General features: G+C 64.0%; 10 protein-coding genes and 2 rRNA genes (1 of these 12 running past the window's edge). 4 read left to right on the plus strand and 8 right to left on the minus strand.

Annotated elements, in window-relative coordinates; all coding sequences use genetic code 11:
• Positions 1-12: 12 nt before the first annotated feature.
• From glyQ to BN948_RS05980, 5 genes are all read right to left on the minus strand, one after another.
• Positions 13-918, minus strand: coding sequence for a glycine--tRNA ligase subunit alpha (gene glyQ / locus BN948_RS05960; RefSeq protein WP_009516613.1), 906 nt, complete (start codon positions 916-918; stop codon positions 13-15).
• 134 nt (positions 919-1,052) lie between these two features.
• The gene (lnt, locus tag BN948_RS05965; RefSeq protein ID WP_009516612.1) at positions 1,053-2,864 is read right to left on the minus strand and encodes an apolipoprotein N-acyltransferase; all 1,812 of its coding nucleotides are present in this window, start codon (positions 2,862-2,864) and stop codon (positions 1,053-1,055) included.
• A 73-nt stretch (positions 2,865-2,937) separates the two neighbouring features.
• Positions 2,938-3,804, minus strand: a complete 867-nt coding sequence (locus tag BN948_RS05970; protein WP_236953899.1) for an HlyC/CorC family transporter — start codon at positions 3,802-3,804, stop codon at positions 2,938-2,940.
• 95 nt (positions 3,805-3,899) lie between these two features.
• A complete protein-coding gene (locus tag BN948_RS05975; RefSeq protein ID WP_009516610.1) occupies positions 3,900-4,571 on the minus strand; it encodes a GNAT family N-acetyltransferase in 672 nt (223 codons plus the stop codon).
• Between the two features lie 73 nt (positions 4,572-4,644).
• Positions 4,645-5,118 (minus strand): Lrp/AsnC family transcriptional regulator, encoded by a 474-nt coding sequence (locus tag BN948_RS05980; RefSeq protein WP_035620846.1) that lies wholly within the window; start codon positions 5,116-5,118, stop codon positions 4,645-4,647.
• 118 nt (positions 5,119-5,236) lie between these two features.
• Between BN948_RS05980 and hppD the strand changes: the two genes are divergently transcribed.
• Together hppD and phhA are read left to right on the plus strand one after the other, a co-directional pair.
• Positions 5,237-6,358, plus strand: a complete 1,122-nt coding sequence (gene hppD / locus BN948_RS05985) for a 4-hydroxyphenylpyruvate dioxygenase (RefSeq protein WP_035620803.1) — start codon at positions 5,237-5,239, stop codon at positions 6,356-6,358.
• Between the two features lie 17 nt (positions 6,359-6,375).
• Entirely contained in the window at positions 6,376-7,230 is an 855-nt protein-coding gene (phhA, locus tag BN948_RS05990; protein ID WP_009515373.1) for a phenylalanine 4-monooxygenase, read from the plus strand.
• Here the strand turns inward: phhA and BN948_RS05995 are convergent.
• Positions 7,152-8,123 (minus strand): esterase/lipase family protein, encoded by a 972-nt coding sequence (locus BN948_RS05995; protein WP_009515374.1) that lies wholly within the window; start codon positions 8,121-8,123, stop codon positions 7,152-7,154. The two genes, phhA and BN948_RS05995, sit on opposite strands and share 79 nt — an antisense overlap.
• Positions 8,124-8,181: 58 nt before the next feature.
• Here BN948_RS05995 and BN948_RS06000 point away from each other — a divergent pair, with 58 nt between their 5' ends.
• Both BN948_RS06000 and BN948_RS06005 read left to right on the plus strand, forming a co-directional pair.
• Positions 8,182-8,925 carry an FFLEELY motif protein gene (locus tag BN948_RS06000; protein ID WP_035620804.1) on the plus strand — a complete coding sequence of 248 codons (744 nt, stop codon included), beginning with the start codon at positions 8,182-8,184 and terminating at the stop codon, positions 8,923-8,925.
• A 26-nt stretch (positions 8,926-8,951) separates the two neighbouring features.
• Positions 8,952-9,905, plus strand: a complete 954-nt coding sequence (locus BN948_RS06005; protein ID WP_050980564.1) for an MBL fold metallo-hydrolase — start codon at positions 8,952-8,954, stop codon at positions 9,903-9,905.
• A 114-nt stretch (positions 9,906-10,019) separates the two neighbouring features.
• On the opposite strand, the gene rrf is transcribed toward BN948_RS06005, so the two are convergent.
• Together rrf and BN948_RS06015 are read right to left on the minus strand one after the other, a co-directional pair.
• A 5S ribosomal RNA gene (gene rrf / locus BN948_RS06010) occupies positions 10,020-10,132 on the minus strand.
• Between the two features lie 149 nt (positions 10,133-10,281).
• Positions 10,282-12,261, minus strand: a 23S ribosomal RNA gene (locus tag BN948_RS06015); it runs 894 nt beyond the window's last position.

Here is a 12,261-nt window from a genome sequence, read left to right on the forward strand (position 1 = left end):
TCTCTTCCCGGCTCAGGCGGCCTTTTTCTCGATCTGCGCGACCCATTCACGCGGCGCCATGGGGAAGCCCAGGCGCTCGCGGCTCTCGTAGTAGCTCTGGGCCACGCTGCGCGCGAGGTTGCGGATGCGGCCGATGTAGGCGGCGCGCTCGGTCACGCTGATGGCGCCGCGCGCGTCGAGCAGGTTGAAGCTGTGCGCGCACTTGAGTACCTGCTCGTAGGCGGGCAACGCGAGCTGCTCGGCCATCAGGTGCTTCGCCTGCTTCTCGTGCGCAGCGAAGGCGGTGAACAGGAAGTCGGCGTCGCTGTGCTCGAAGTTGTAGGTGGACTGCTCCACCTCGTTCTGCTTGTAGACGTCGCCGTAGCTCAGGCCGTCGGTCCAGGTGAGGTTGTAGACGTTGTCCACGCCCTGCAGGTACATGGCCAGGCGCTCCAGGCCGTAGGTGATTTCGCCGGTGGCGGGGCGGCAGTCGATGCCGCCGACCTGCTGGAAATAGGTGAACTGCGTCACCTCCATGCCGTTGAGCCAGACCTCCCAGCCCAGGCCCCAGGCGCCCAGCGTGGGGTTCTCCCAGTCGTCCTCGACGAAGCGGATGTCGTTTTTCTTGAGGTCGAAGCCCAGGGCTTCGAGCGAGCCGAGGTAGAGCTCGAGGATGTTGGCCGGTGCGGGCTTGAGCACCACCTGGTATTGGTAGTAGTGCTGCAGGCGGTTGGGGTTCTCGCCATAGCGGCCGTCTTTGGGGCGGCGGCTGGGCTGGACGTAGGCGGCCTTCCAGGGCTCAGGGCCGATGGCGCGCAGGAAGGTGGCGGTGTGGCTGGTGCCGGCGCCCACCTCCATGTCGTAGGGCTGCAGCAGGGCGCAGCCCTGGTTGGCCCAGTACGTCTGCAGCGTGAGGATGATTTGCTGGAAGGTCAACATACGCGTGAGGCCCGCGCGCGGGCGGGCGGGCCGGCGGAAGGGGAATGTCTTGTTGGGGATCGCGGCGCGCCGCGCGGGCGGCGGCGCTGCAGGAATGCGCGATTTTACGGGGCGGGTGTGGGCCCGCCCGTGACTCAACGGCGGCGGGTGCGCCCGCCCCGGCGGCCCAGGTGGCGCAGCGAGGCAATGACCACCAGCAGCGCGCCACAGACCACCCACAAGGGCATCAGGCCCCAGCGCGCCGCCCATTGCGCGTAGGGGGTGAGGCCGCTGCGGCCTTCCACCACGGCCTCCAGCCGGCCCCGCTCCTGGCGCGGCAACTGATGCGTGACGACGCCACGGTGGTCGATGGCGGCGGTGGCGCCGGTGTTGGTGGCGCGCAGCATGGGCCGGCCGAATTCCAACGCGCGCAGGCGCGAAATCTGCAGGTGCTGGTCGATGGCGATGGAGTCGCCGAACCAGGCGATGTTGCTGAGGTTGACCAGCACGGTGGGCGCGCCTTCGGCCGTGGCGAAACCGGCGGCGATTTCCTCGCCGAACAGGTCCTCGTAGCAGATGTTGGGCGCGATGCGCTGGCCCGCCCAGCTCCAGGGCGCTTGCGGCAAGGCGCCGCGGGCGAAGTCGCCCAGCGGGATGTTCATCATCTGGGTGAACCAGCGGAAGAAAGGCGGGATGAATTCGCCGAAGGGTACGAGGTGGTGCTTGTCGTATCGGTGCACCTCGGGCGTCTGGGCGTTGGCCAGCGCGCGGCGCGCGGCCGCGGGGGTGAAGCCCCAGGTGGAGTTGGTGTAGCCCGCCTCCAGGCTGCCCAGGGGCAGGCCGGTGAGCACCGCCGCGGCCTGGGGACCGGTCTGATCGGCAATGGGTTGCAGCAGCGGCTGCCAGAACGCGGCGCCGAGCTGCTCGGGCAGCAAGGGCACGGCGGTCTCGGGTGCCACCACGAGTTGCGGGCCGTCGGCGCGCGCGCCGGCAGCGGCCACACCCTCGAGCATCTGGCGCGGGTACCAGTCGAGCGCCTGCGCCACGCCAGTACCGGGCACGAATTTCTGGTCCTGCGGAATATTGCCCTGCAGCAGCCACACACGCAGCGGGCTGGTGCCGGCGGTGTCGGCCTGGCCCAGGCCGCGCCAGCGCTCGCCACCACCCAGGCAACTCCACACCAGCAACACCACCACCAGCCAGCTCACCACGCCACGCGCCAGGCTCAGCGGCGTCCAGGTGCGCGCCTGCACACGGGGCGTGGGGGTGGACACGTAGACCCCGCCGCCCGCATTGCGCACGGGCACCGGCCGCACGGGCTTGCGCATCCAGGCCAATGCGGCCTGCGCCACTCCGGTGACGAGGGAGGCCAGAACATAGGCCAGGATGGCGGACAGGAAACCCATGCCGTAGACGCCCACCAGCGGTGCCCAGGGAGCCATCAGATCAACCTGCGCGTAGCCGCCCGCGCCCCAGGGGAAGCCGGTGAAGAGTTGGCCGCGCGCGAGTTCAGCCAGGGTCCAGGCGGCAGCGAACATCAGTGCTTGCGCGCTGCGGGCCATGGGCGCCCAGGCGCACAGGAAGCCCACGGCGAAGGCGTAATACAGCGCCAGCGCGCCGGCCAGCGCCAGCACGGCGAGCGCGGCCAGCCAGGCCGGCAAGCCGCCGTACGTATGCATGGAGATGAACAGCCACCAGAAACTGCCGGCCAGCCATGCGGTGGCGAACAACCAGCCGCGCCACATGGCCTGGCCCACGCGCGTGGCGAACTGCAACGCGAAGACCAGCAGCGCGAGCGAGACGATCTGCAGCACGCCGCTGGGCTGCCCCACGCTGAGGCCCGGAGGCACCCAGGCCGAAGTAGGCCAGGCGATGGCAGCAGCCTGCCCCAGCCCACCGGCCAGACAGACCCAGAAGAACAGGAAACCCGCCAGCCGCGACCCGCGCCCGGGCGGACGACGCGTCATGGGATGAAAGCTCGAAGGCGTGTGGAGCGATCCGAAGAGGCTGCGCATGGGCCGTGGGTCTGGGGAATGGGAGTCAGGGTTCGGTGGGCACCGGCGCCACCTTGAACCACTTCACGGCGCCGCCCTTGGCGTGCAGCACGGTGAAACACAGGCCCTCGAGTTCGTGAACCTCGCCGCGCTTGGGCACGTGACCCATGGTGTGCGCGATGAGGCCGCCGATCGTGTCGAAGTCCTCGTCGGACAGGTGGAGCTCGAATGCCTCGTTGAGGCGCTCGATGGGTGTGTCCCCACTGACGCGCCAGGTGCTGTCGGCCAACGCGAAGATGTCGCCCGCGTCTTCATCGACGTCGAACTCGTCTTCGATCTCGCCGACGATTTCCTCGAGCACGTCCTCGATGGTGATGAGACCGGCCACGCGGCCGAACTCGTCGATGACGATGGCCAGGTGGTTGCGGTTGCCGCGAAATTCGCGCAGAAGGTCGTTGAGGCCCTTGCTCTCGGGCACGAAGGTGGCCGGACGCAGCAGGGCGCGGATATTGAGCGAGGGCGAGCGCTGCAGCTTGAGCAGGTCCTTGGCGAGCAGGATGCCGATGATGTTCTCGCGCTCGCCGTCGTACACAGGAAAGCGTGAGTGCGCGGTGTCGATCACCAGGTGCAGCAACTCGTCGTACGGCGCGTCGATGTCGATCATGTCCATGCGCGGCGCGGCCACCATCACGTCGCCGGCGGTCATGTCGGCGATGCGGATCACCCCTTCGAGCATCACCCGCGATTCGGCGTTGATGATGTCGTTGTCCTCGGCGTCTGCAAGGGTCTCGATCAGCTCGTCCTTGGAGTCTGGCCCGGGGTGCAGGAACTCGGCGAGCTTTTGCAGGAATCCGCGTTTGTCGGGAAGCCGCAGGCCGCGCTGCGGCCCGCTACTGGGTGGGTGGTCGGCCACTGGGGAAGACGGTGGTTGTAACAACGGGCAAGGATACCCCATGGGTTTGAAGGGACAAGCCCCACGCGAGCCGATGGCCCGGCTCGCGCGACCTCTCAGCCCCGCACGCGGTCGCGGGCGTCGCGCACGCCTTGGCGGATCTCCTGCAGCATCTGGATGAGCCCCCAGAACTGCTTGGCCTGCGCCTTGAGGTGGTAATCGGTCACTGCGATCTGTTCGCTGAGCATCTCGCTCACGCGCGAATCGAAGTCGGCCGGCGGCAGGCGCAGGTGCGCCTCGGTTTCCGAGCCGGCGCGCTCGAGCACGGCGCCGGCGTTGCGCGCGATCTTGAGCATGGCGGTGTTTTCGGACAGCGCGTGGATGAACAGGAGGGAGACGCCCTCGTTGCGCGCGTGCACAACAGCGCGCTCGAACAGCCGGCTGCCATAGCCCTTGCCGCGCGAGGCCTTGGCCACCGAAACACCGAACTCGGCGCAAGTGCGCAGTTGCGGATCGACCGAGAACGCCAGGTGCGCCATGGCGATGAGGTGCAGGCGCCGATTGAAGATGCCGAAGACCGCGTCGCGATCGAAGTCGATGCGCTCGGCGTAGCGGCGGATCTGCTCGTCGGTGGCGGCGTAGCCGAAGCGCAGGTAGCGATCGGACGGGTCGAGCGAGAGCAGGTGCTGCGTGATCTCGAGGCGGTGGCCGTCGTCCAGCGCGCGGATGGGCACCGTGGCGGTGTCGGCACGGGCGTCGCGCGGCGTCCTGGGAGCGGGCTGGGCCATCGGGCTGGGCAAGCGGGGTCGGAAAACGCAAGCTTGGCACGGCCCGGAGCCGACGGCAAGCGCGGTGAGCGGCTCAGAGCGGCAGCGCGGTGGTGCTCTTGACGCGGTCCATGACGAAGCTGGTCTTGCAGTCCTGCACGCTGGGGTGCTTGAGAAGGGTGCCCATCATGAAGCGCGAGTAGGCCGCCATGTCGGCCACCACCAGGCGCAACTGATAGTCCATGTCGCCCGTGAGGGCCACGCACTCCACCACCTCGGGCCAGGCCATCACGCTGGCGCGGAACTCGTCCATGGGGTTGCGCTTGTTGCCCTCGGCGTGCTTTTCCAGGCGCACGTTCACATGGGCCGTGAGACCCAGGCCGACGGCTTCGGGCCGCAACAAGGCCACGTATCGCGCGATCACGCCCGCTTCCTCCAGCCGCCGCACCCGACGCAACACGGCGCTGGCCGACAGGCCAACCGTTTCGGCGACTTGGTCAAAGGTGGCGCGTCCGTCGGCCTGCAGGCTGCGCAGGATGGCTTTGTCGAGCTTGTCCAAGGCTTCCATGGCCGCCATTGTGCAGAATTCCTGCGTGTTGGACGAATGGTGCGCCCCAAAACGCCGGAATCGTGACACCCTGCGCCGATACAGTGGCCCATCCCCAGAACCCACGAAGGAGACCGCCATGAACGCCGCTTTGCCCACTTCCGCCACCGCCTTTGAGGGTTGGGACAACCCGATGGGTACCGATGGCTTCGAGTTCATCGAGTACGCCGCACCCGACCCCGTGGCCATGGGCGCGCTGTTCGAGCGGATGGGCTTCAAGGCGATCGCCAAGCACCGCCACAAGGCCGTGACGCTGTACCGCCAGGGCGAGATCAATTTCATCATCAACGCCGAGCCCGACAGCTTCGCGCAGCGTTTCGCGCGCCAGCACGGCCCCAGCGTCTGCGCCATCGCCTTCCGTGTAAAGGACGCCAAGGCAGCCTATGAACGCGCCCTCTCGTTGGGCGCCTGGGGCTACGCGGGCCAGGCCGCGCCGGGCGAGTTGAACATCCCCGCCATCAAGGGCATCGGCGACTCCATCATCTATTTCATCGACCGCTGGCGTGGCAAGAACGGCGCCAAGGACGGCGAGATCGGCAACATCGGCTTTTATGACGTGGACTTCGAGCCGTTGCCCGGCGCCGAGCTCAACCCCGTGGGCCACGGCCTGACCTACATCGACCACCTCACGCACAACGTGCACCGTGGCCGCATGGCCGAGTGGGCCGACTTCTACGAGCGCCTCTTCAACTTCCGCGAGGTGCGCTACTTCGACATCGAGGGCCAGGCCACCGGCGTGAAGAGCAAGGCCATGACCAGCCCCTGCGGCAAGATCCGCATCCCGATCAACGAAGAAGGCAACGAAAAATCCGGTCAGATCCAGGAGTACCTGGACCGCTACCACGGCGAAGGCATCCAGCACATCGCGATGGGCTCGACCAACCTCTACGACACGGTGGACGCGCTGCAGATGTCGGGCGTGAAGCTGCTGAACACCAGCGAGACCTACTACGAGCTGCTGCCCAAGCGCATTCCGAACCTGGCAGAAGACATCGAGGCCCTGAAGCAGCGCAACATCCTGGTGGACGGTGCGCCCGGTGAGCTGCTGCTGCAGATCTTCAGCGAGAACCAGCTCGGCCCGATCTTCTTCGAGTTCATCCAGCGTAAGGGCAATCAGGGCTTCGGCGAAGGCAACTTCAAGGCCCTGTTCGAGACCATGGAGCTCGACCAGATGCGCCGGGGCGTGCTGCAGAAGGCCTGAGCGTCGCGGAGACCGTCATGGCCGTCGAACCCGTTGTCTACGGCGCAAGCGAGCGCCCGCCGCGCGGCGACTACTCGCGCGCCCGCGAGGACTACACCTGCCCACAGAACTGGTCGACCTACACCGAGGCCGACCACGACACCTATCGCCGGCTCTACGAGCGCCAGAGCGCCCTGCTGCCGGGCCTGGCGTCGCAGGCCTTCATCGACGCCCTGCCCTCGCTCGGCGTGCGCGACCGCATCCCGCGATTCGATGAGATCAACGAGCGCCTGCGACCCGCCACCGGCTGGGAGATCGTGGCCGTGCCGGGGCTGATCCCCGAGCGGCCTTTCTTCGACCTGCTGGCCAACCGGCGCTTCCCGGTCACCGACTGGATCCGCACGCCCGAAGAGTTCGACTACATCGTGGAGCCCGACGTCTTCCACGACCTGTTCGGCCATGTGCCGTTGCTGTTCAACCCGGTGTTCGCCGACTACGTGCAACGCTATGGCCAGGGTGGGCTCAAAGCACACGACCTGGGCGCGGGCGAGTTGCTGTCGCGCCTTTACTGGTACACCATCGAATTTGGTCTGATCCGGGAACCGCATGGCCTGCGCGCGTACGGCGCCGGCATCCTCAGTTCGTCGGGCGAGCTGCGCCACAGCGTTACCAGCCCGCGCACGCGGCGTATCGCACTCGACCTGGTGCGTTGCATGCGCACGCGCTACAAGATCGACGACTACCAGGCCACCTACTTCGTCATCGACAGTTTTGAGCAGCTCTTCGAGATGACCGCGCCCGACTTCACCCCGATCTACGAAACCGTGCGCGCGCTAGGCGAACTGCCGGCCGACGCCAGCATCGCCAGCGACTCACCCATCACCCTCGGGTGAAAGGCCAGGTCCACGTGCGCCGCACCCGGCACCAACCGGTTGTCGGCACCAGGCAGCGTGGCGGTTGACGCGGGAAAGACGATGTTGTCGGTGTCCGCGTACCAGCAAACGAACTGCTCGTAAGGTGATTCACCACTCAGTTCGCGCTCGCGTGCCGCGAGCTGGCACAGCCAGTCGCAGTCCACGCGCATCTGGCGGCCGTTGGCAACCCGGCTGAAGCGGCCGATCCAGGTGCCGCGGTGCGGGCTGCCGATGGTGATCACACGCCCCACGCGCGCCGCATGGTGCGGCGCGGCCGCCAGCCAGGCCCGCGCCGCGAGCCCACCCATGCTGTGGCACACCAGAACAGGCCTGTCGCCGCCAAGCCGCTCAGCCCGCCGGATCGCGCCCTCGATCTGCGGCACGTAGTCGTCAATCGAGCCAAACACCGGCTCGAGATTCACCGTGGCGTATGCCGCGCCTCGCTCGCTCAGGGCCTGCAGCCACGGTAGCCAGAAACCGCGGTTGCACACGAAGCCATGCACCAGCACGACCACTGCCCCCGCTTGCGGCGCATCCGTGTCGGGCAGCGCCTGCCAGCGAAACGGTTGCCGCCAAGCGAACACCTGCGGTGCCACGCGCACCTCGCGCCACCAAGCGCGCACCCAGGAGCTAAGGCTCGTGGTGGCTGCGGCTTCGCGATGATTCACCCAAGCCGCCAGCGCGAACTCGAGACCCAATGCCCAAGCGTGCCCCAACAACACCGCCGCAGCCACCACCGCCGCCCAGATCGTATGCCCCCGCCACCACAGCGTTGCGGCGCCGAGCAAGGCCAACAAGCTGCCGAACACCAGCAAACGCTGCAGATCGGCCAGGGCCGAACGGGGGTTAGGATGTGGCGTCGCTTCGCTCATGCACCAACTATCTCACGCCATCGAGCTCGATCACCTCCGATCACGTCGGGTTCTAGCCATGACATCGAACGCCAGCCACGCCGATCAGATCCGAGACCATCTACATCGGGTAGCAGCTCTGCGTGCACGAGCGGGGGACGCCCCCGACCTGATGACAGCGGTGCGGACCGTGAAGCGGCTCCAGGCCCGGCGCTTCCGTAGCACCTACGCCGACTTGGCCCGACAAGCGCGGTCCGAGCTCGCGGTGCGCTTCTTTCTCGATGAGCTGTACGGCGAGCATGACTTCTCTCGCCGTGACGAGCAGTTCGGGCGCATCGCCGGCGCGCTCGAGCGCTTGTTTCCCGCCGCAGTGGGACAGCTCGCGGTGGATCTGGCCGAGATACACGCGCTCACCGAGCGGCTCGACCATGCCTTGGCCAGCCACTGGTTGGCACTCCCGGACGGGTTAAGCGACGCTGAACGCTACGTCCAGGCATGGCGCCTGTGTAGCGCCCGCGATGAGCGTCAACGCCAGTTGGCCGTGGTGCAACACATGGGACAAGAACTGCAGCGACTCACTCGCATGCGCTCGCTGCGCCTCGGTCTGCGCATGATGCGAAAGCCCGCCGAAGCGGCGGGGCTAGACGCTTTGCAGCATTTTCTTGAGAACGGATTCGACGCGTTCGCCGCGCTCGGCGATGCTTCCTCGTTCCTGCAGACCATCGACGAGCGGGAAACCCAATGGATCGGCATACTATTTGACGCCCCCTTGTCAGATGCCAGTCACCGACTCGACGAGGAGATGTCGCGTGCGTCGCCTTGAGGTCCGCGCCCGCCACACAATGACGCATGGCAGACGCTTCTCAATCCCACGACACCCTCGACATACGGCTTGCGAACCTCGGCATCACGGTACTCGAACGGGGCTGGTTGTCCGCCAACAGCATCGTGATGGGCGCGGATGCTGGCAGTCTGGTCGTTGATACTGGTTACGCCACCCACGCCGACCAGACCGTGGCCTTGATCCGCCAAGCGCTGAAGGGGCGTCCGCTTGAAAGGATTGTGAACACTCACTTGCACAGCGATCACTGCGGCGGCAACGCAGCGCTTCGCTCAGCATGGCCTGCTGTGCGCATCAGCATTCCCCCGGGTCAGGCTGCCGCGGTTCGCGACTGGGATCCAGTCGCCTTGAGCTATGTACCGACCGGTCAATTCTGTCCGCGCTTCGGCTATGAGGATCTGATTCGCCCTGGCGATCAACTCTGCGTCGGGCGCCTGGCCTGGGCGGCTCATGCGGCACCTGGTCACGACCCACATGCTATCGTCCTCCATGAGCCCGATCACCGCATCCTGATCTCCGGCGACGCCTTGTGGAACAACGGCTTCGGCGTCGTCTTTCCAGAACTGGACGGAGCGAATGCGTTCGCTGAAGTGGCTGATACGCTCGACCTCATCGAAGCGTTGGCTCCATCCACTGTTATTCCCGGACATGGCCCCGTGTTCCACGGCACCGAAGTTCCCGCCGCCATCGCCCGCGCGCGCAGCCGCTTATTGCAGTTTCAGCACAACCCTGCCAAGCATCGACGGCACGCGCTCAAGGTGCTGATCAAGTTCAAGATGCTTGAGTTGCAGCGAATCGAGCATGATGCGCTTCAGGCTTGGTTTGGCGGCTCCGATTACTTCATTCAAATCGCCCAGATCGATCACTCCCAATTGCCTTCGGAGGTGCTCAATTCATTGCTGAAGGAATTGGAGCAGGCTCAGGCCCTTGCGATACGAGGGAACTGGATTCTCAACCAATAGCTAAAGCCACTCACTCGGACCCGCTTACGTATCAGTGGCTTCCCCAAGCATAAAATCAGAGCCCCAAAGCACAACCCCCCACCGCGAGTGCGGAGGGGGGGTTGAGGGATAAGAGCCTGACGATGACCTACTTTCACACGGGAATCCGCACTATCATCGGCGCAAAGGCGTTTCACTGTCCTGTTCGGGATGGGAAGGAGTGGGGCCACCTTGCTATGGTCGTCAGGCATAACGGGTTGCTTGGCTGAGGCGTGCTCAGCCAAGCGAATTCATAGAGTCGGATCGCCCTTTGGGCAGATCACATCAGCGTGTTATTTGATTGCGAACAACGATGGCATATCGTTGCATTTGCCTTTGATAGTGACATCAAAGTTATAGGGTCAAGCCGCACGGGCAATTAGTACTGGTTAGCTTAACGCATTGCTGCGCTTCCACACCCAGCCTATCAACGTCGTGGTCTACGACGACCCTTCAGGGGGCTCAAGGCCCCGGCAGATCTCATCTTGGAACGAGTTTCCCGCTTAGATGCTTTCAGCGGTTATCTCTTCCGCACTTAGCTACCCGGCAATGCCACTGGCGTGACAACCGGTACACCAGAGGTGCGTCCACTCCGGTCCTCTCGTACTAGGAGCAGGCTTCCTCAAATCTGCAGCGCCCACGGAAGATAGGGACCAAACTGTCTCACGACGTTTTAAACCCAGCTCACGTACCTCTTTAAATGGCGAACAGCCATACCCTTGGGACCGGCTACAGCCCCAGGATGAGATGAGCCGACATCGAGGTGCCAAACACCGCCGTCGATATGAACTCTTGGGCGGTATCAGCCTGTTATCCCCAGAGTACCTTTTATCCGTTGAGCGATGGCCCTTCCATACAGAACCACCGGATCACTATGTCCTGCTTTCGCATCTGCTCGACTTGTCAGTCTCGCAGTTAAGCACGCTTATGCCATTGCACTATTAGCACGATGTCCGACCGTACCTAGCGTACCTTCGAACTCCTCCGTTACGCTTTGGGAGGAGACCGCCCCAGTCAAACTGCCTACCATGCACTGTCCCCGATCCAGATAATGGACCTAGGTTAGAACCTCAAACACACCAGGGTGGTATTTCAACGTTGGCTCCACAAGATCTAGCGACCCTGCTTCAAAGCCTCCCACCTATCCTACACAGATCTGTTCAAAGTCCAATACAAAGCTACAGTAAAGGTTCATGGGGTCTTTCCGTCTTTCCGCGGGGAGATTGCATCATCACAAACATTTCAACTTCGCTGAGTCTCGGGAGGAGACAGTGTGGCCATCGTTACGCCATTCGTGCAGGTCGGAACTTACCCGACAAGGAATTTCGCTACCTTAGGACCGTTATAGTTACGGCCGCCGTTTACTGGGACTTCGATCAAGAGCTTGCACCCCATCAATTAATCTTCCAGCACCGGGCAGGCGTCACACCCTATACGTCCACTTTCGTGTTTGCAGAGTGCTGTGTTTTTAATAAACAGTCGCAGCCACCTATTTTTTGCAACCCATTCGTGCTTTGTTGCTCACTACACACTACTAGGGCACACCTTCTTCCGAAGTTACGGTGTCAATTTGCCGAGTTCCTTCTCCCGAGTTCTCTCAAGCGCCTTAGAATACTCATCTCGCGCACCAGTGTCGGTTTGCGGTACGGTCGATCACAAGCTGAAGCTTAGTGGCTTTTCCTGGGACCTCGTTCAGTTACTTCGCGAGCAAGCTCGCTCGATCGGCAGCCTCGGTATATGTGCGCCGGATTTGCCTAACGCACGCCTACATCTGCCTAAACCGGGACATCCAACACCCGGATAACCTATTAAGATCCGTCCCCACATCGCACTTGTGATCGGTGCAGGAATATTGACCTGCTTGCCATCAGCTACGCATCTCTGCCTCGCCTTAGGGGCCGACTCACCCTACGCCGATGAACGTTGCGTAGGAAACCTTGCGCTTACGGCGAGCGGGCTTTTCACCCGCTTTAACGCTACTCATGTCAGCATTCGCACTTCTGATACCTCCAGCAGCCTTTACAAGCCACCTTCACAGGCTTACAGAACGCTCTCCTACCACTCGCCATTGCTGGCGAATCCGCAGCTTCGGTAACTGGCTTGAGCCCCGTTACATCTTCCGCGCAGGACGACTCGATCAGTGAGCTATTACGCTTTCTTTAAATGATGGCTGCTTCTAAGCCAACATCCTGACTGTTTTAGCCTTCCCACTTCGTTTCCCACTTAGCCAATTTTAGGGACCTTAGCTGGCGGTCTGGGTTGTTTCCCTCTTGAGTCCGGACGTTAGCACCCGGTGCTCTGTCTCCCACGCTGTACTCTTCGGTATTCGGAGTTTGCC

It is taken from the genome of Hydrogenophaga intermedia, assembly GCF_000723405.1.
Classification (GTDB): domain Bacteria; phylum Pseudomonadota; class Gammaproteobacteria; order Burkholderiales; family Burkholderiaceae_C; genus Hydrogenophaga; species Hydrogenophaga intermedia.